Here is an 18,651-nt window from a genome sequence, read left to right on the forward strand (position 1 = left end):
GCCAGCATGCGCTGGGTGGCGGCGTCCAGGTCCGAGCCGAACTTCGCGAAGGCGGCCATTTCCCGGTACTGGGCGAGCTCGCCCTTGATGGGACCGGACGCGGTCTTCATCGCCTTGATCTGGGCCGACGAGCCCACCCGGCTCACCGAGATACCCACGTTCACGGCCGGGCGGATGCCCTGGAAGAACAGGTCGGTCTCGAGGAAGATCTGGCCGTCGGTGATCGAGATCACGTTGGTCGGGATGTAGGCCGAGACGTCGTTGGCCTGGGTCTCGATCAGCGGCAGCGCCGTCAGCGAGCCCGAGCCGTTGTCCTCGTTCAGCTTCGCGGCCCGCTCCAGCAGGCGGCTATGCAGGTAGAACACGTCGCCCGGATAGGCTTCGCGGCCCGGCGGGCGGCGCAGCAGCAGCGACATCTGGCGGTAGGCGACGGCCTGCTTGGAGAGGTCGTCGTAGATGATGACGGCGTGCATGCCGTTGTCGCGGAACCACTCGCCCATGGCGCAACCCGCGAACGGGGCCAGGAACTGCAGCGGGGCCGGCTCGGACGCGGTGGCCGACACGACGATCGTGTAGTCCAGCGCGCCGCGCTCTTCGAGCGTCTTGACGATCTGGGCGACGGTCGAGCGCTTCTGGCCGATGGCGACGTAGATGCAATAGAGCTTGGCGCTCTCGTCGTCGCCGGCGTTGATCGCCTTTTGGTTCAGGATGGTGTCGATCGCCACGGCGGTCTTGCCGGTCTGGCGGTCACCGATGATCAGTTCGCGCTGGCCGCGGCCGACGGGGATCAGGGTGTCGATGGCCTTCAGGCCGGTCTGCACGGGCTCGTGCACCGACTTCCGCGGGATGATGCCCGGCGCCTTCACGTCCACGCGGCGACGCTCGGCCACGTTCTTGATCGGGCCCTTGCCGTCGATCGGCTCGCCCAGCGGGTTCACGACGCGGCCCAGCAGGCCCTTGCCGACCGGCACGTCCACGATCTCGCCGAGGCGGCGGACTTCGTCGCCTTCCTTGATCGACTGGTCCTGGCCGAAGATCACGACGCCGACGTTGTCGCGTTCCAGGTTCAGGGCCATGCCCTTCACGCCGGCGGAGGGGAACTCCACCATTTCACCGGCTTGCACGTTGTCGAGGCCGTAGACCCGGGCAATGCCGTCGCCGACGGACAGCACCGAACCGACGTCGGAGACGTCGGCTTCTTCGCCGAAGTTGGCGATCTGCGACTTGAGGATGGCCGAGATCTCGGCGGCGCGGATGTCCATGGTTCTTACGCTCTCTTGAGGGCGAATTTCAGGGAGTCGAGCTTCGAGCGCAGCGAAGCGTCGAACAGACGGGAGCCGACCTTCACCTTGATCCCGCCCAGGAGGGCCGGATCGACGCGGGTCGTGATTTCAGGGTCCTTGCCCAGGGCCTGGCGCAGCGCGGCGGCTACGCCCTTGGACTGGGCGGCGGTCAGGGCGACCGCGGTGGTCACCTCGGCCGAGACGGCGCCCCGCGCTTCGGCGGACAGCTTCTCATACGCGGCGATCACGGCGGGCAGGGCGGCGGCGCGGCCGTTCTCGGCCAGCAGGCCCAGGAACTTCAGCGTCGTCATGTTGAACTTGCCCTTGGCGCCGATGGCGACCAGGCCCTTGGCCTTGTCCTCGGTGCTGAAGGTGGGCGAGCCGATCAGGACGCGCAGGTCCTTCGAGGACTCGAGCGCCGTCTTGAGCGAATTGAGGTCCTTCTCGACCGCAGCGACTTGCTTCTGGTCGGTCGCCAGGTCGAACAGGGCTTGGGCGTATCGTGAGCCCACATTCGAAACAGAGGAGTCGTCCGCCACTATTATCCGCCCGGGTCGCGTTTCACATGCCGCGAACGGATCATTCCGTTGCGACTAAAGGCTTGAAAGCGCTTGAAAAAAGCACACTGGTCCTGGGGTTTGGAACGTCCCCGGCCCGAAGCCGCGCGCCTACTAGCACGCGATGTTGTGCGCCGCAACCGAGGGAGCGGGGTTCCGCAGGGGCAGGTTCGCGACTGATTTCATTCGCAAAAGGGGCCGGCTGCGGATTTTCGCGGCGAACTGCGCCGCTTGGACGCGCCGATCCGAAAAAAGAAAACCCGCCGGAGAGTCCGTGAGCCGACCCGGTCGCATGGGCCGCCTTGCGCTTATGCTTATAAAGAAAGGCCCGCCGGTCTCCCGGCGGGCCGGCCCGCGTCCGCGGGCAGTCTCGCACTTAAAGAAAAGGCCCGCCGGTCTCCCGGCGGGCCAGTGCGACAGAAGCTCAGTGTGACGAGCTGCTGGGAGACTTGTTCGCCTTATTGCTTGGCGAGCTGCGTGCCGGCGCCGCCCTTGGCGATAACCTTGGCGTTGCAGTCGGCCAGCTTGTCGGCGTCGAGCGTCTTGCGGCCTTCGAAGGAGGCGACGACGCCCACCTTGTCGGCGATGGTCTTGCAGGTCGCGGTCGCGAAGGTCTGCGAGGTCGGGGCCGCAGCGACGCAGACGTCGCCGTCGCAGTTGAACATGGCGCCGCCGGCGATGAACTTCGTCTTGGCGGCGACCGGCGCGGCCAGCTTGGCGGTGATGGCGTCGCCCGCGAGGGCGGAACCGGCGGACAGGGTGGCGAGGGCGGCGCAGGCCGCAAGGAATTGGAGCTTCATCGAGCCCTCCAGCGTTTCGGGGAGATGTCGGCGTCAAGAATTTGAGTACCGGCCCTGCCCGCCGCGTTGGATCGCCTCGGGTATCCCCTCCCTTGGCGCGCTGCGAACTGAGCAATGCTAAGATAACGGTGTTAAGATCGACAGCGCAACTGCTATTTGTTCGCATCTGCTATGCGCAAATGCAGAGCCGCTCGGCGTTCGCGCCCGTGGCGTAAACAGATGGGCAACCTATGGGGCGGCGTCCCACGGCCCCGTCCGTTCATACACCGTCAATCATGTTTGGCGTTCCGTTACCGTGAGCTATAGGGCCGGCGGGCGGCTGAACATCGGTTAGGACGACGCAATTCCATGGCCAATGCGCAGCCGCCGCGGCGCGGGCGCGAACCCCGCGCGAAACGCACGCCCCTGCAGGCCCTCATCTACTGGATCCTGGTGCTCGGCGTCTGGGGCCTGATCTTCCTCGTCGCGTTCTTCGCGGTCTTCGCGGTCGACCTGCCCGACACCTCGAAGCTCTACGACGTCCAGCGCCAGCCCTCGGTCAGCTACCTCGACCGCTCGGGCGCGCTGATCGCGGTGCGCGGCAGCCAGTACGCGCCGCCGGTCGACCTGGACAAGCTGCCGCCCTACGTGCCGAAGGCGTTCATCGCCATCGAGGACCGCTGGTACTACTGGCACTTCGGGTTCAACCCCTGGGGCATCGTCCGCAGCGGCATCTACAACCTGCAGCACAAGGGTGAGGGCGGCCCCCTGCGCGGCGGCTCCACCATCACCCAGCAGCTCGCGCGCAACCTGTTCCTGACCCCCAGCCAGAACTATCGCCGCAAGGCGCAGGAGCTGATCCTGGCGGTCTGGCTGGAGGCCCGCTTCACGAAGAAGCAGATCCTCGAACTGTACCTGAACCGTGTCTACTTCGGCGCCGGCGCCTACGGCATCGAGGCCGCTTCGCAGCGTTACTTCGGCAAGCCGGCCCGGGAGCTGACCCTGGGCGAGAGCGCGCTCCTTGCCGGGATCATGAAGGGGCCGTCGCGATATTCGCCGGTGGCCTCCACCGACCGCGCCGCCCGCCGGGCGACGATCGTGCTGGACGAGATGGTGCAGGCGAAGTTCATCACGCCCCAGCAGCGGGAAGAGGCGATCCGGACCAAGGTGCGGGTCAACCCCGTGCTGGCCAACCAGCGGGCGCAGTATTTCACCGACTGGGTGGACGATCAGGTCCGCACCCTGGTGGGCGAGCCCACCGAGGACCTAGTGGTCGAGACGACCCTCGACCTGCCGCTCCAGGCCAGCGCCGAGCAGGCGATCCAGGCGGGCGTCGCCGCGGCCAAGGGCCAGGGCGTGGAACAGGGGGCTCTGATCTCTCTCGACGGCGAGGGCCGGATCCGCGCCTACGTCGGCGGGACCAACTACCTGCAGACCCAGTTCGACCGGGCCACCATGGCGAGGCGCCAAGCCGGCTCGGCCTTCAAGCCGTTCGTTTACCTCACCGCCATGGAGGCGGGCCGCACGCCCGACACGCCGGTCGTCGATGAGCCAATCAAGATCGGCAACTGGGAGCCCCGCAACTACACCGGCCAGTACCTCGGCCCGATGACCATCCGTGAGGCGCTGGCGCAATCGATCAACACGGTGGCCGCCCGGCTGGCGAACGAGGTCGGCACGTCGAACGTCGCCGCCACGGCCCGGCGCCTCGGGATCACCTCGCCAATCCAGCTCGACCCGTCGATGGCGCTGGGCGCCGTGGAGGTCAGCCCGCTGGAGATGGCCCAGGCCTATGCGCCGTTCGCCAACGGCGGCTATCTCGCCAAGGGCTACGCGATCGAGCGGATCCGCACCGCGACCGGCCGCGTGCTTTACGACCATGGCGTCGACCGCGCGCCGCGGGCGTCGGTGATCGGCCAGCCGGCGCTGGCCTACATGGTCACCATGATGCGGGGCGTCGTACAGCACGGCACCGGCACACGGGCCAACGTTCCGGGCTACGACCTGGCCGGCAAGACAGGCACGACCAGCGATTACCGCGACGCCTGGTTCGTCGGCTACACGGGCGGCTTCGTCACCGCCGTCTGGGTGGGCAAGGACGACAACAAGCCGATGAAGAGGGTCACAGGCGGCGGCGCCCCGGCCGGCATCTGGCGCGAATACATGACCGCCGCCCTGCCGAGGCTGAAGGTGCAGCCGATTCCCGGCGGCGAGATGCCCCAGACCGACGAACAGGGACCGATCGAGCAGATCCTGGAGGGCGTCGGCAACCTCTTCCGTGGCGACTCCGACGAGCCGCCGCCGTCCGAACTGCCGCCGCCGCGCGACCGGCAGCGCCAGCAGGACCCGCCGTTCTAGCGCCCGAAGGCGTGGAGCCGGGCGCCTTCGGCGCGCAGCCAATCGCGGTGCGGCCGCGCATCGCCCACCAGGCTGCGGACGTGGGCCCAGAACCGCGGGCCGTGGTTCAGCTCCAGCAGATGGGCGCACTCGTGGGCGGCGACATAGTCGGCCACCTCGAACGGCGCGAGCGCCAGGCGCCAGGAGTAGCGGATGTTCCCGGGCGCGCCGCGCAGCCCCGGCTTGCACGAGCCCCAGCGCGACTTGGCGTCGGCCACACTGACCTTCGGCATCGGCGCGCCCAGTATCCGGGCGTAGTGGGCGGTCCGGGCGGTCAGCACCTCCAGCGCCTTCTTGCGGATCACCAGGATCACCGCGCGTGTGAAGCCTTCGCCCTCGCCCATGGCGACGATCCGGGGCGTCGAGCCGTCGAGGGGCTCAACCCAGCGCGCACGGCCCGAGCCGGCCTCCAGCCGCACGGGCCGGCCGAAGACCTCGACAAGCATGCCGGGACCCAGCGGCGAAATATCCGGCAGTTCGGCCAGCCGCTCGGCGATCCAGCTCGCCCGCTCCCGGGCGAAGGCCGCCGCCTCGGGCAGTCGGCGAAGGGACGGGGCGGTGGCGACGATTTCGCGCCGGGTCCGGTCCAGCCGCAGCGACACCCGCCGGGCGCGCTGGTTCACCTTGAGGCGCACGGCGGCGCCGGCCACCTCCAGCCGGTCACCGTCGGCCAAATTCCTTGAAGCCGGCGTGCGGCCAAAGAGACTCATCGCCGCTGAATCTAGGGTGTCGCGTCGGCAGAGCGAAGACCCGCGCCGTGCGACGGATCAGCTTTTCGCGCCGCGCGGCCGCATCGGGACCACCTCGGCCGAAGCCGGCGACGAGGTGCGGCCGGCCTTCGGGCGAGGCAGGCCGTGCTCCATGCGCCGCACGAAGTCGCGGACCCGCGGGTAGATCTCCTCGCGGAACCGCTTTCCGTTGAAGACCCCATAATGGCCGACGTGCGGCTGGATGTGGTCTTCCTTCATCTCGACCGGCAGGCTGAGGCAGAGCTTATGCGCCGCCTGGGTCTGGCCGATGCCGGAGATGTCGTCGTTCTCGCCCTCGACCGTCAGCAGGCCGATGTCGGTGATCCGATCGGGCTTCACGCGGCGACCGCGATGCTCCAGCTCGCCCTTCGGGAGCAGGTAGCGCTGGAACACCACGTCGACGGTCTGGAGGTAGAATTCCTCGGTGAGGTCCAGGACCGACAGGTACTCGTCGTAGAATTCCAGGTGCTTATCCGCGCTGTCGCCATCGCCTTCCATCAGGTGCGACAGGTAGCGGCGGTGGGCCTCCTGGTGCTTGTCGAGGTTCATCGACATGAAGCTGGCGAGTTGCACGAAGCCCGGATAGACGCGCCGGCCCGCGCCCAGGTAGGGCGGCGGCACATTGTAGATCATGTTCGACTCGAACCAGGCGAAGGGCCGCTCCTCGGCCAGCTTGTTGGTCACGGTCGGCGACAGGCGCGCGTCGATCGGCGAGCCCATGAAGGTCATGGAGGCCGGGCGGCTCTCCTCGCGATCCTCGGCCATCAGCGAGGCGGCCGCCAGCACCGGCGGGCCCGGCTGGCAGACGGCGACGACGTGCGGCCGCGGGCCCATTTGGCGCAGCATCTCGCGGATGTGGTCGATGTAGTCGTGGAAGTCGAAGCGGCCTTCCATCAGCGGCACGTCGCGGGCGTTGGTCCATTCGGTGATGAACACCTCGTGGTCCTGCAGGAAGGCCTCGACCGTGCCGCGCAACAGGGTGGCGTAGTGACCGCTGAGCGGCGCGGCGATCAGCACCGCCGGTTCGATCTCGGTCTTGCCCGCGCGGCGCAGGTCGCTCATGTCGCGCACGAAGTGGGTCAGCTTGCACCACGGCGTGGACCAGACGGTAGTGGGGCGCACCCGCACCGGTCGGCCGTTGATCTCGACGCTGTCGATCTTCCAGTCGGGCTTGCCGTAGCGGCGCGTCAGGTTGGCGAAAAGGTCGGAGGTGGCGAAGAGGCGCCGTCCAAGCTCGCTGTCGGCCGCCGGGTTGAGCGGCGAACTCCAGAAATCGCGCGTGGCCAACGCCGCGAACCGCAGGGGCGAGGCGGCGTAGTAGCCGGCTTCGTAGAGCGTATAGAGCATGCGAGACCTGCCTTTGTGCGCCGCAACATAACATGCGGAACGTTAATAGGCTCCGCAAGCTCTACGGTGAGATCGTCGCACCGAAGACGGAGACAGGAGCTCAGCAGCTCGAGGCGTTGTCGCCCTGCTGCATTGCGGCCTTGATCTTGGCCGCCGTCTGCTCCGGGGTCAGGTCATAGGGCAGGACGCAGGCGAACCTGCCCTTGGGGTTCATCAGGTAGCTGTAGGCGGCGTGGTTGACCGTGTAGTCCTGCCCCTCGCCCACCTTCTGATAGTAGACGCGGTATGCCTTGGCCGCCGCGTCCACCTGCGCGGCCGTGCCCGTGAGGCCCACGATCCGCTTGGGGAAGGCGTCGTTCGCCACATAGGCCTTCACCTGGGCGACGGTGTCGCGCGCCGGGTCCACCGAGATGAACACCGTCTGGAACCGGTTCACGTCGGCGCCCAGCATGGGCTCGACCTGGCCCAGTTCGAACAGGGTCGTGGGGCAGATGTCGGGGCAGTGGGTGAAGCCGAAGAACACCACGCTCCACTTACTCTTCAGAATATCCTGATTGACCGTTCGCCCCGAAGTATCCACCAACTGGAACGGTCCGCCGACGGCGACGGTTTGGGGTTGGGGCCCAAGCACGCCCTTGCGGACGGCGAGGCCGGTAAGGATGGCGAGGGCGAGCGCCAGGACCGCGATGAGGGCCAGGATCTTCCTGGACATGGGCACATTCCCTGCTGACGCCGCGCGGGGCGATCGCCGATGACCGCCGACACCGCGAACCTCGATCTCGATACGGCCCCGCCCGCGGGCGCGCAAGACGTCTGGGACTCGGCGGCCATCCGCCGCGGCCATCTGCGGGTGCGCACGCTGGTGACCCTGCGCTGGCTGGTGATCGGCGGTCAGGTCGCGCTGCTGTCGACCATGGCTTTCGCCCTCGGCTACCGCGCGCCCTACTACCTCTGCGCGGGCGTGGTCGCCGCGGGCGCCTTCGTCAACGTCCTGACCGCAATCGCATCCCCGCCGCAGCGGGTCATGGGCGATACAGAGGCCATGGGCCAGTTGTCGCTCGACATCCTGCAGATGTCGTTCTTGCTGGGCCTGATCGGCGGGACCGCCAATCCCTTCATCCTGATCCTCCTCGCGCCGGTGACCCTGGCCGCCGCCACACTGCCGTTGCGTCCGCTGCTCATACTGGGCGCACTGGCCTCCGCGCTGTCGATGCTGCTGGCGGTGGTGTCGCTGCCCTATCCGTCGGTTCAGCCCGAGCCCCGGCTATCGCTGGAGTTCCGCCTGGCCGCGGGGGTGGCCAACGTCGCCGGCATCGCGCTCGTGGCCGGCTACGTCCGCCAATCGGTCGTCGAAGCGGCGCGCATGGCGTTGGCGCTGGACGTCACCCAGACGGTGCTGGCGCGCGAGCAGAAGCTGTCCGCCCTGGGCGCGCTGGCCGCGGCCGCCGCGCACGAGCTCGGCACGCCGCTCGCCACCATCTCCATCGTGGCCAAGGAGATGGCCCGGGAGGCCGCTCTCCCGCAGGTGAAGGAGGACGCCGAACTCCTGATCGCCCAGGCCGAGCGCTGCCGCGAGATCCTCAAGCGGCTGGCGGCGACGCCGGACAAGGCGACCGACGAGGTGCACGAACGGCTTTCGCTGCGCCAGCTGGTGCAGGAGGTCATCGAGCCGCATGCCAACGCCTCGAAGGAGGTGCGTGTCGAGGCGATCGTGACCGGCGCCAAGGACGTGAAGACGCCCGACATCCGCCGGTTGCCGGAAATCACCCACGCCTTCTCGACGTTCGTGGAGAACGCGGTGGACTTCGCGAAGTCGGAAATCCTGGTCTCGGCGCGGTTCGACGCCGACAACGTGACGATCGAGGTCCGCGACGACGGGCCCGGCTTCTCGCCGGAGATCCTCGCGAAGCTGGGCGAACCTTATGTGACCAGCCGTCCGGGGGCCGAAGGGTCGCGGACGGGCCACATCGGAATGGGCCTCGGCTTCTTCATCGCCAAGACGCTCTTGGAACGAACCGGGGCAGTCGTGACATTTCACAATGCGAGACCACGCGGCGCCGTTGTAGCAGCTAAGTGGCCTCGCTCGTTGGTTGAGGCGACTTGATGTACACGCGGCGAAACTTGCAGAAATCCGCCGAGGTGCGACACTCTGCCGCAAGTCTGAGGGAGGACGCATGACGGACCTGTCCGCTGAAGTCACGGCGCTGCCGGACAAAAGCCTGCTAGTTCTCGATGACGACGCGCCCTTGCGCACCCGCCTCGGCCGGGCGCTGGAGCAGCGCGGCTTCGAGCCGACGCTGGTGGGCAGCGTCCAGGAGGCGATCGCCGCGGTGAAGAGCAAGGCCCCGGCTTTCGCCGTGCTCGACATGCGGCTGGAAGACGGTTCGGGCCTGAAGGTCGTCGAGGCGGTGCGCGACGCTCGCCCAGACGCGAAGATCATCATGCTCACCGGCTACGGCAATATCGCCACGGCCGTGCAGGCGGTGAAGGCGGGCGCGGTGGACTACCTGTCCAAGCCGGCCGACGCCGACGACGTGGTCCGCGCGCTGCTGGCCCGGGGCGACACCGCCCCCGCGCCGCCGGATAACCCGATGAGCGCCGACCGGGTCCGGTGGGAGCACATCCAGCGCGTCTACGAGCTGTGCAACCACAACGTCTCGGAGACGGCGCGTCGCCTCAACATGCACCGCCGCACCCTGCAGCGGATCCTGGCGAAGCGCGCGCCGCGCTGACCTTCCCTCCCCCGCGACGGGGAGGGCAACTACAACTCCGTCGCCGCCACTCCTGCGGCGCGCAGGGCCGCCAGACGGGCGAACGCCAGGGTGAGCGACTTGCGGCGCGCGCCCGCCAAGGGCTCGACGGCCGCCTCGCGGAGGATCGCGCCCCCAAAGCCGTCGGCCACGATCAGGCCCGGCGCGTCGGGCAGGATTTCGCGCGGGAATTCGGGCGCCACGGCAAAGGCGAAGGCGTCGCAGTAAGGCCGATACTCCGGCCACTTCACATCGACGCGGAAGTCCTCGACGCCCGACTTCACCTCGACGATGAAGATCTCGCCCTTCGGCCCGAGGGCCATCAGGTCGGCGCGCCGGCCGTTGGGGAGGGTCACCTCCGCGAGGGGCGCATAGCCCAGGGCGGTCAGCAGGCGAGCGGCGCCGCGAGTCACCGTGGCGGTGGTCTCGGGCCGGGAAATGACGATGGCGACGTCCATGGCGGTCACCTTGTTCCGCCTACGTTCCCGTTGCAAGCGCCGCGGACGAGAGGGCCCTCAGCTCCGCGCCGGTAGCGGGAATTCGAGCCGTCCGACGTCGAAGCCCAACTGGCGGATGCGGGCCAGCGCCTGGCTCCGGATGGCGGCCGGAAGAGTCGGCTTCTGCGACATCAGCCACAGATACTTGCCGTTGGCGGTGGCGAGCACCAGCCACCCCTGCTCGGGTTTGTGTTCGACCACGACGTAGTCCTGGCTGACGACGCCGCCGAAGAAGGTCATCTTGAACTTGGCGTTGGTCCGCGGGTCGGCCACCGTCGCGCGCGCCTTCCAGATCTTCAGCGGACCGTCCGGCGTGTCCTTGCGACACGACTGGACGACGGCGAAGCCCTGCGCCTGCGGAGTCCATTCCGAAGCGCCGGCCTGGCAGTCCTTCTGCAGGACGTTCGGCACCCGCGCGACTTCGTACCAGCGGCCCATCATCTTCGACAGTTCGATGCGTGCGACGGGCTCCACACCGGCCTGGGCGGTGGCGGGGGCGAGCATCAGGCAGGCCGCGGCGGCGGCGAGGGCGAGGCGCTTCATCATGTTGCACTGCGATATACGGAAATCAGGGCCGACTGAACGCCCCCCGGGCGTCCCGCTGCGCGATATAGGGACGCACTGTGTCTGCGGCGAGGCGAAAAGGTAAACGGCAGCGGCTGCTGGTCAGGATTTGGGCAGCACCCAGGGTGGCCCCGACAGCGAAACGCCCGCCGGGTCTCCCCGGCGGGCGCTTCAACGATTGGCCTGGAGCGGCGTCCTATTCGGCGGCGATCCGGATTTCCTTGGCCTTCTCGGCGAAGTTGATCTCCTGGAGGTAGCGGATGCCCTCCTCGGCGATGTCGTCGCCGACCATCTTGTCGCCCTCGGCCTTCAGCTCGTCCATGTCGACGTACATGGCGTAGAAGCCGCGGGTGCGGTCGGTGATGATCCCGGCGTTCAGCAGGGTCTTCACCAGCACGCGGAAGATGTTGGTCTGCTCCTTCATCCCCTCGCGGCGGGTTTCGTCCGTGATGATCTCGGCCAGTTCGGCGATCACGAGGTCGGGGTCGAGCCCGAACTCTTCGTAGAGGCTGCGCTGCTGCGAAGGGCCCACGAGGTTGAAGAGCAGGGTCTGGAAGCACTGGGCCGCCCAGAGCTCGATGATCTCGTGCTCCTTCTCCGACAGGTGCGGGATCGTCCGGTCGGCCCAGATCTTACCGAACTTGTGGTGGAAGGCCTCGTCGGTCATCACGAGCTGCATCAGCTTGCGCGCCAGCGGGTCGTTCGAGACCTTGAAGAAGGTCGCGAAGGCGCCCATCGCCAGGCCCTCGACCAGCATCTGCATGCCGACGATCTTCTTGTAGACCTCGGGGCTGCCGATGATGTCGACCAGCAGCGCCTTCAGCGTCGGCCCGCACTCGACCGGACGGCCCCAGCGCGCCTTGATGTACTTCGCGAAGGCCGTGACGTGGCGGGCTTCTTCGCGCGTCTGGTTGGCGGCGTATTCCTGCGCGCCCTGGTCCTTCAGCACGTGGCAGAGGCTGGCCGACAGGTTCAGCGCGCCCTGTTCGCCGTGCAGGATCGACGAGAAGCTGCGCAGCGCGAATTGGTTCACGAACCGCACGCGGTCCTTGCGGTTCGACAGGCGGTCCGAGACGTACTTGGTCTGCAGCGAGGCGACCATGTCCTCGGGCAGGATCATCTCGTTCTCGATGTCGAAGGGCTCGTCGAAGTCGATGTACTTCTTGTCGAGCGGATCCCAGAAATGGTCGTGGGTCGCCGAGATGATCTTGTCGAACGCGGTGGAGCGATTGTTGTAGCGGTCCAGCTCCAGCATGGACTCGAAGTCGTCCGGCGCGACGGCGTCGTAGATGATGTCCTTGGTGATGTTGCCGTCGGCAGCCATCGGGTGCTCCTCGCCTGTTCTCTTGCTGGCGGAGCATGCGATCTGAACGGTGATCAGTCAAGAAGGTGACGGGGGCGTCAACTTTCCGTTTGCCTTGATCGTTCGCAAGGGCGCGGAAATTTATTCGGCGGCGGCCTCGATCGCGTCGATCTGAGGGTCGGAGAGGCCGAAGTGATGGCCGATCTCATGGATGAGGACGTGGGCCACAAGCTCCTCGAGGGTCACCTCGCCGTTCTCGGCCCACTCGTCGAGGATCGGGCGGCGATAGAGGAACACCCGGCTGGGCTCCGTCGCCGCGCCGAACGCTGAGCGATCCGCGAGACTGACGCCCGAATAGAGGCCCGTGAGCCCGAACGGGTCCTCGATGCCCAGGTCTTCCAGCACCTCGTCGGGCGGAAAGTCGTCGACGCGGAACACCACCTCGCCCGCCATCCGGCGAAAGCCCTCGGGGAGGGCGGCGAAGGCTCGCTCCGCCAGCTCGGCGAGATCGTCGAGGGAGGGCGCGCGCCCTGCGAAAAGATCTTCACTCATCCGGCATCACGATGTGAGGGGCTTCGGGCGGCCGCGTCTCGAACAGGCCGATGTCCAGTGGCTGCTGCGGCTTGGTCGGGCGCAGCGGCGTCCGTGAAATGGCGCGCAGGGTGTCGGCGTCCAGGTCCTGGCCGCTTTTGCGCGCCTGGCGCGCCTGCGGCAGGTCGAGCGGCCGCTCGGCGGTGCCGATCCGCCAGTAGGAGACTGTGAGGCGCCAGACGGTGCGCGGCGCCTTGGGCGGTTCCGGCCAGCGTTTGCCGTCGGCGTAGACCGGCTGGACCGGCCGTGGACGCGGCGCGCCGTCGGCCAACTGCTCGACCAGGCGACAGTACCGGTCCTCGGCCTCGGGCGTCGATCCGGTGCGCTCGTCCTCCACCCGGCCGGCATAGGCGTCGAGCGCGGCCTCGCGGGTGGCGAAGGCCGGGCCCACCGGATCGGTGGCGAAGACGACCGCCTCGCCCGCGCGCCGGCGCGCCTCGCTCTCACGCGCGGCGCGGCCCAGCGGCCGGCTGAGCGCCTGCTCGGCGTTGGTCGCGACCGGATAAAGGATGGCCGTCATCGGCGTCATTCTCGCGCAAAGGCCATGCCGAAACCAAGGCCGCAAGTCCCGCGACGACGCTGCACGTGCGGTCCGGCCCGCCACGCCGTAAGCTCTGGCCCAACGATTCGCCGGGGCGTCGATGAGCGCGCACGAACTGATGCTGGCGGCGGCGGCGGGCGCGGTGAGCCTCGCCATATCCGCCGTCCTGTGGGCGTTCGCCCAGCGCCGCGCGGCCGATCGCCGGATCGCGGGCCTGAAGGCGCGCATCCGCCAGCTCGAAGCCGGCGCGGAGACGGCCCAGGCCTCGGCGGAGGCCTTCGATTCCGCCCTGCTCGCGGTCGAGGACGGCCACGCGCTGCTCGCCTCGGGCGAGGACAGCCTGAATGTCTGCTGCGAGGCGCTGGGGCTTTCGGAGCACGATCCGCAGTACCTGTTGAACGCGCTGATGCGCGCCGATCCCGACCACGCGCGCCGGCTGCGGGGCCTGTTCGAGCGGGGCGAGGCGGTCGCCTTCGAGGTGAAGGGGCCTGCGGGTGTGGTGACCGTCGAGGGCCGCGCCGCCGGAGCGCTCGCCTGGCTGCGCGTGTCCGCCGTGCTGGGCGAGGACCAGGGCCTGCCGACCGCCCCGCGCTTCGCCGCGTTCCTGAATTCGCGGACCTGTCCAGCCTGGCTCGCGGCGGCCGACGGCTCGCCGATCTGGGTCAACGCCGCCTGGCTGAAGGCCGTCGACGCATCCAGCCTGGACGAGGCCGCCCAGCGCGGCGCGGCCTTCGACCGGGGTGTCGACGCGATCGCCAGCGAGGCGGCCAACATGGGCCAGCGGCGCGAGGCCCTCCGCTGGCTCTCCTTCGGCGGCCGCCGCCGCGCGTTTCAGATCACGGCCCAGCCCCTGGAGGGCGGCGGCGTCGGCGTCTGGACGGACGACCTGACGGACTTGGAGGAGGCGCGCGAGGAGACCAAGCGCAACGTCGAGGCGCACGACGAGACGCTGAACCGCCTGGACGATGCGGTGGTGATATTCGACCGTAGCAAGCGCCTGTCGTTCCACAACACGGCCTTCGCCGAGCTATGGGGCCTGGAGCCGGCTTGGCTCACCGAGCGGCCGACCCACGGCGAGATTCTCGACCGCCTGCGCCAGCGGCGCCGCCTGCCCGAGACGGCCGACTACGCCAAGTGGAAGGCCAGCGAGCTCGACCGCTACGAGAAGCTGGAACAGCAGCCCGACGACATGTGGAGCACGCCCGACGGCCGCACCCTGCGCGTCGTGCGCCAGCCCCACCCGATGGGCGGGCTTCTGCTGCTGTTCGCCGACATCACGGGCGAGCTGAAGATGAAGGCCCAGTTCAACGCCCTCATCCAGGTGCAGCAGGCGACCCTCGACAAGCTGTCGGACGCCGTGGCGGTGTTCGGCTCGGACGGGCGCCTTCGCCTGCACAACGAGAGCTTCGAGCGCTTCTGGAACATCACGCCGCTGCAGATCGAGGCCGCCGGCGACTTCGAAGGCGTGGTCGAGCTCTGCGTGCCGAAGCTGCACGACATGGTCTTCTGGAAGGACCTGAAGGGGCGGGTGGCGGACCCCGACCCGGCCGCGCGCATGCCGATCACGGGCGAGGCCCAGACCTCGGACGACCGCACGGTGGAGTACCGCACGCGCCCGCTGCCCGACGGGGCGACGCTGGTGGCGTTCACCGACGTCACCGATGCGAGGAGGCTGGAGAGCGCGCTGGCGGACCGCGAGCAGGCGCTGAGCGAGGCCGAGCGGCTGAAGCGCGATTTCGTCGGCAACGTCAGCTACGAGCTGCGGACGCCGCTCACCACCATCATCGGCTACTCCGAGCTATTGGAGCACTCGGGCGACAGCCTGTCGGAACGGGCGCGGGGGTACGCCGGGGCGGTGAAGTCGGCGGCGACGCAACTGGCCCGCTCGATCGACGACGTGCTCGACATGGCCCAGATCGACGCCGACGAGATGGCGCTGGACCTGGCCCAGGTGAACGTCTCCGAACTGCTGATCGAGACCGCCGTGCGTTGGAAGCCGGAGGCCGAGCAGGCGAAGGTCTCCATCGTTATGCAGCCCAGCGATGCGGTCGGCGCCATCCGCGGCGATCGCCGGCGGCTCAGCCAGATCCTGGATCACCTCATGGAGAACGCCATCGGCCAGACCCCGGCCGGCGGCACGGTGACGCTCTCGGCCCGCAAGGCCGTGGGCGAGGTCCAGCTCCAGGTGGCCGACACGGGGCGTGGCATCCCGTTCCACGTCCAGGCCCACATCTTCGACCGTTTCATCGGCCGCGAGCGCGGCGGCCCAGGCCTGGGTCTTGCTCTCGTCAAGGCCCTGACGGAACTACACGGCGGCTGGGTGGCGCTGGAAAGCGAGCCGGGGGCCGGCGCCAAATTCACCTGCCACCTGCCCGAAGTCGCTACCGCCGTCAGCCAGCCCGAGCTGGGCTTCGCGAGCTGAACCTCTTCACCCGTAGGGGGAGAAGGCTTCAGAGCGCCAGCACCCGGCCCCCAGCCTGGTGGAAGTCGGGATGGCCTGGGGGATGCGCCAGCGACCAATATGACACCGTTCCGTCCGTCGCCTCGATCACCGCGGTCAGGCCGACGCGGATCGATCCGGCGTCCGGCAGCTCCAGCTCCGCTCGCAACTCCAGCACATCCGGCGTCCGCGTTGTCTCGATCCGCGGCGCGGCCATCTCAAGCGCGGCCATCCCGGCGCGATAGCCGTCGAACCGGTACGCCGCCCACTGGCCGGACGGCGACAGGTTGAACTCCAGGTAGCCGCCGCCCTCGCCGCCGACGAACGCCTCGAAGCAGGTGTGCTCCCACAGGCTGTCCGTGCGGTCCGCCGCCGCTGCCGGGGGGATCGCCAGCATGCCGAGGTCACCGGTCAGCCGGTAGATCAGAACCAGCCGCGCGCCCTCGCGCCGCGCCTCCACCGTCAAGGCGCGCACGGCAGAGCAGGGTGTCGAGGGATGCGGCGTCAGCGCCTGGGCCATGGGCGACAGCCTAGCGCGCGTCGCCGCCCGCGCCAGGACCCTTGCGTGCGCCGCTGGGCGCGATACCCATTCCGACCGGGAGAGCCTGGAGGGGACGATGCAACACCGTACGGATCGACGCGCGCTGCTGGCGGGAGCTGCGGCCACGGGTCTAGCCAGCCTCGCGCCGGTCGCCGCGCTGGCGGCCGACAGCTACGCCGACGTGAAGAAGGCCATCGCCGCCGGGCACGCCGCCTCGATCAAGCGCCTCCAGGACTGGATCGCCTTGCCCTCCATCGCCGCCGAGAATCTGAACTACCCGGCGGGCGCCGACTACATGAAACAGCTCGCCCTCGACGCGGGGTTCCAGAAGGCGGAGCTGGTTCCGTCCAGTGGCAAGCCGGGCGTGTTCGCGACGTGGGACGTGGGGGCCAAGAAGACCCTCGGCCTCTACTTCATGTACGACGTGAAGCAGTTCGACCCGAAGGAGTGGGAGAGCCCGCCGCTGGAGGGCCGCGTCCTCGATCGACCCGGCCTGGGCAAGGTCGTCATGGGCCGCGGCGCGGTGAACCAGAAGGGTCCGGAAGCGACCGTGCTGGCCGCCCTGCACGCCCTGCGCGCCGCGGGCCGCAAGCCTCCCGTGAACCTGGTGCTTGTCGCCGAGGGCGAGGAGGAGATCGCTTCGCCCAATTTCCATGAGATCGTCACCGCGCCCCAGGTGGCGACGGCCCTCAAGAAGAGCGTCGGCGTCATTATCCCGTTCGCGTCCCAAAGCCCGTCGACCGGCGCGGTCACCATCAACCTCGGCGCCAAGGGCGCGCTGGAGATGGAGCTGACCGTATCGGGCGAGAGGTGGGGCCGCGGGCCGAAGGGCGACATCCACTCCAGCGAGAAGGCGCGGGTCGACAGCCCGCCCTGGCGCCTGGTGGCGGCGCTGTCGTCCCTGGTCAGCCCCGACGGCAACACCGTGGTCATCGACGGCATCCCCGAGATGGTGCGGCCGCTGACCGCCCGCGAGCGCGAACTGATCGCCATGACCGCCGCCAAGACCAGCGAGGCCGACGCCAAGGCCCGCCTGGGCGTCCAGCGCTGGATCGACGACATGACCTGGGAACAGTCGCTGGAGCGGCTGGCCGCCGTGCCGACGGTGAACATCCAGGGCCTGATCGCGGGCTACACTGGGCCGGGCGGTAAGACGATCCTGCCCGGCAAGGCCACGGCCAAGGTCGAGATCCGCATGGTCCCCAACATGACCAAGGACGACACGGTCCGGAAGCTCCGCGCCCACCTCGACAAGCGCGGCTTCACTGACGTGGAGGTCAAGGTCACCGGCGGCTACGGCCCAACCGAGACGCCGGAGGACGCAACCCTGACCAAGGCGCAGATCGCCGCCTACAAGCGCTTCGGCGCCGAGGTGACGCTCTATCCGCGCCTGGCCGGAAGCTGGCCGGGCGTAGTCTTCACGGGGCCGCCGCTCAACCTGCCGGCCGGCCAGTTCGGCCTGGGCTACGGCAATGGGGCCCACGCCCCGAACGAGATCTTCCTGGTCGAGAGCGCCAACCCGACGAAGGTCGCCGGCATGGACGAGGCCGCGCTAGGCTTCGTCGATTTCCTTTACCAGGTCGCCGCGCTGGGCTGACGCCGCCGGCGCAGCGCCGTTCCGGTCAGCCCGAAGCCCACGATCATCAGCGCCCAGGTGGCGGGCTCGGGGACGGCGGGGTTGCCCGCCGGCTCCACGTCCCAACCGACCAGCCGCGCCGTGCCGGTGTAGGTCCGGGAGGCGAGGATGGTCGGCGGTGTCGCAGGGATGTCCAGAGTGAAGCTGCTCCGCGTCGCGGTCTGGATCCAACTCAGTTCGCCCACCGCCTGCAGGTAGTAGACGAACGCGCCCGGCGTATAGCTGGTCGGCGCCGGTGCGCCGCCGCCCAGAAGCTGGTTCTTGTATTCACCAGCCTGCAGGGTGTCGAAGTCGCCCTGCCGGAACAGTTGGATGAGCTGGACGCTGCTGCCGTTGGTGATGGCGGCGTAGCTTTCCCGGTACGTCGTCGGGTTCTCATAGGGGGGCACGAGCCCGGCCAGCGCCAGCATGTCGCCAGTCTGCGGCGTATCCACAACGCCCGCGACATCGCCGTCGTAGTATTGGTTGGGAGGCACGTCGAAGAGCACCGGATCGAACGTCCAGGTCATCTCGAAGTCATCGATGAGCGGGGCGCCGGCGCTGGACCCCGTCACATGCACCGCGAAGGTCAGCGTCAGCGCGGCCGCAGGCGCTCCTGCGAAAGCGCACGCCAGCGCGCCGGTCACGGCCAGCAGCTTGCCGAGCAACGTGTGCATCATCTCGATCCCCAATTCGC

General features: G+C 68.7%; 18 protein-coding genes. 5 read left to right on the top strand and 13 right to left on the bottom strand.

Going from position 1 to position 18,651, the window contains the following annotated elements:
- From atpA to Q0L11_RS14700, 3 genes are all read right to left on the bottom strand, one after another.
- Positions 1-1,262, bottom strand: a 1,262-nt coding sequence (gene atpA / locus Q0L11_RS14690) for a F0F1 ATP synthase subunit alpha (protein ID WP_296598195.1), incomplete at its 3' end; no start/stop codon positions are given.
- Between the two features lie 5 nt (positions 1,263-1,267).
- Complete coding sequence (locus Q0L11_RS14695; RefSeq protein WP_296598197.1) at positions 1,268-1,822, bottom strand: F0F1 ATP synthase subunit delta; 555 nt, start codon at positions 1,820-1,822, stop codon at positions 1,268-1,270.
- Between the two features lie 476 nt (positions 1,823-2,298).
- Positions 2,299-2,640 carry a hypothetical protein gene (locus Q0L11_RS14700; RefSeq protein WP_296598198.1) on the bottom strand — a complete coding sequence of 114 codons (342 nt, stop codon included), beginning with the start codon at positions 2,638-2,640 and terminating at the stop codon, positions 2,299-2,301.
- Between the two features lie 348 nt (positions 2,641-2,988).
- Between Q0L11_RS14700 and Q0L11_RS14705 the strand changes: the two genes are divergently transcribed.
- Positions 2,989-4,977, top strand: coding sequence for a transglycosylase domain-containing protein (locus Q0L11_RS14705; RefSeq protein ID WP_296598199.1), 1,989 nt, complete (start codon positions 2,989-2,991; stop codon positions 4,975-4,977).
- Here the strand turns inward: Q0L11_RS14705 and Q0L11_RS14710 are convergent.
- The 3 genes from Q0L11_RS14710 to Q0L11_RS14720 form a co-directional block, all read right to left on the bottom strand.
- Entirely contained in the window at positions 4,974-5,726 is a 753-nt protein-coding gene (locus Q0L11_RS14710; RefSeq protein WP_296598201.1) for a M48 family metallopeptidase, read from the bottom strand. The genes Q0L11_RS14705 and Q0L11_RS14710 overlap by 4 nt on opposite strands.
- Before the next feature lie 57 nt (positions 5,727-5,783).
- Positions 5,784-7,112 carry a polyhydroxyalkanoate depolymerase gene (locus tag Q0L11_RS14715; protein WP_296598202.1) on the bottom strand — a complete coding sequence of 443 codons (1,329 nt, stop codon included), beginning with the start codon at positions 7,110-7,112 and terminating at the stop codon, positions 5,784-5,786.
- Between the two features lie 100 nt (positions 7,113-7,212).
- A complete protein-coding gene (locus Q0L11_RS14720; protein WP_296598203.1) occupies positions 7,213-7,824 on the bottom strand; it encodes an SCO family protein in 612 nt (203 codons plus the stop codon).
- A 39-nt stretch (positions 7,825-7,863) separates the two neighbouring features.
- On the opposite strand from Q0L11_RS14720, the gene Q0L11_RS14725 reads away from it, so the two are divergent.
- Both Q0L11_RS14725 and Q0L11_RS14730 read left to right on the top strand, forming a co-directional pair.
- Complete coding sequence (locus Q0L11_RS14725) at positions 7,864-9,216, top strand: ActS/PrrB/RegB family redox-sensitive histidine kinase (protein WP_296598205.1); 1,353 nt, start codon at positions 7,864-7,866, stop codon at positions 9,214-9,216.
- A gap of 70 nt (positions 9,217-9,286) precedes the next feature.
- Positions 9,287-9,844: an ActR/PrrA/RegA family redox response regulator transcription factor gene (locus Q0L11_RS14730; RefSeq protein WP_296598206.1), complete on the top strand. Its 558-nt coding sequence runs from the start codon at positions 9,287-9,289 to the stop codon at positions 9,842-9,844.
- A 29-nt stretch (positions 9,845-9,873) separates the two neighbouring features.
- On the opposite strand, the gene mmcB is transcribed toward Q0L11_RS14730, so the two are convergent.
- The 5 genes from mmcB to Q0L11_RS14755 all read right to left on the bottom strand — a co-directional run bounded on the left by mmcB (position 9,874) and on the right by Q0L11_RS14755 (position 13,337).
- Positions 9,874-10,320, bottom strand: coding sequence for a DNA repair putative endonuclease MmcB (gene mmcB, locus Q0L11_RS14735; RefSeq protein ID WP_296598208.1), 447 nt, complete (start codon positions 10,318-10,320; stop codon positions 9,874-9,876).
- 57 nt (positions 10,321-10,377) lie between these two features.
- Positions 10,378-10,905 carry a lipocalin family protein gene (locus tag Q0L11_RS14740; protein ID WP_296598209.1) on the bottom strand — a complete coding sequence of 176 codons (528 nt, stop codon included), beginning with the start codon at positions 10,903-10,905 and terminating at the stop codon, positions 10,378-10,380.
- A 214-nt stretch (positions 10,906-11,119) separates the two neighbouring features.
- Positions 11,120-12,247: a ferritin-like domain-containing protein gene (locus Q0L11_RS14745; RefSeq protein WP_296598210.1), complete on the bottom strand. Its 1,128-nt coding sequence runs from the start codon at positions 12,245-12,247 to the stop codon at positions 11,120-11,122.
- 120 nt (positions 12,248-12,367) lie between these two features.
- Positions 12,368-12,778 (bottom strand): metallopeptidase family protein, encoded by a 411-nt coding sequence (locus tag Q0L11_RS14750; RefSeq protein ID WP_296598212.1) that lies wholly within the window; start codon positions 12,776-12,778, stop codon positions 12,368-12,370.
- A complete protein-coding gene (locus tag Q0L11_RS14755; protein ID WP_296598213.1) occupies positions 12,771-13,337 on the bottom strand; it encodes a hypothetical protein in 567 nt (188 codons plus the stop codon). The genes Q0L11_RS14750 and Q0L11_RS14755 overlap by 8 nt, the downstream gene beginning before the upstream one ends.
- A gap of 121 nt (positions 13,338-13,458) precedes the next feature.
- On the opposite strand from Q0L11_RS14755, the gene Q0L11_RS14760 reads away from it, so the two are divergent.
- The gene (locus tag Q0L11_RS14760; RefSeq protein WP_296598215.1) at positions 13,459-15,780 is read left to right on the top strand and encodes a PAS domain-containing sensor histidine kinase; all 2,322 of its coding nucleotides are present in this window, start codon (positions 13,459-13,461) and stop codon (positions 15,778-15,780) included.
- Positions 15,781-15,808: 28 nt separating this feature from the next.
- Here Q0L11_RS14760 and Q0L11_RS14765 read toward each other — a convergent pair whose 3' ends face one another.
- Positions 15,809-16,318: a DOMON-like domain-containing protein gene (locus Q0L11_RS14765; RefSeq protein ID WP_296598217.1), complete on the bottom strand. Its 510-nt coding sequence runs from the start codon at positions 16,316-16,318 to the stop codon at positions 15,809-15,811.
- 97 nt (positions 16,319-16,415) lie between these two features.
- On the opposite strand from Q0L11_RS14765, the gene Q0L11_RS14770 reads away from it, so the two are divergent.
- Positions 16,416-17,936 carry a M20/M25/M40 family metallo-hydrolase gene (locus Q0L11_RS14770; protein WP_296598218.1) on the top strand — a complete coding sequence of 507 codons (1,521 nt, stop codon included), beginning with the start codon at positions 16,416-16,418 and terminating at the stop codon, positions 17,934-17,936.
- Here Q0L11_RS14770 and Q0L11_RS14775 read toward each other — a convergent pair.
- Entirely contained in the window at positions 17,912-18,634 is a 723-nt protein-coding gene (locus tag Q0L11_RS14775) for a PEPxxWA-CTERM sorting domain-containing protein (RefSeq protein WP_296598220.1), read from the bottom strand. The genes Q0L11_RS14770 and Q0L11_RS14775 overlap by 25 nt on opposite strands.
- Between the last annotated feature and the right edge of the window lie 17 nt (positions 18,635-18,651).

It is taken from the genome of Phenylobacterium sp. (assembly GCF_024508875.1).
Classification (GTDB): Bacteria; Pseudomonadota; Alphaproteobacteria; order Caulobacterales; family Caulobacteraceae; genus Phenylobacterium.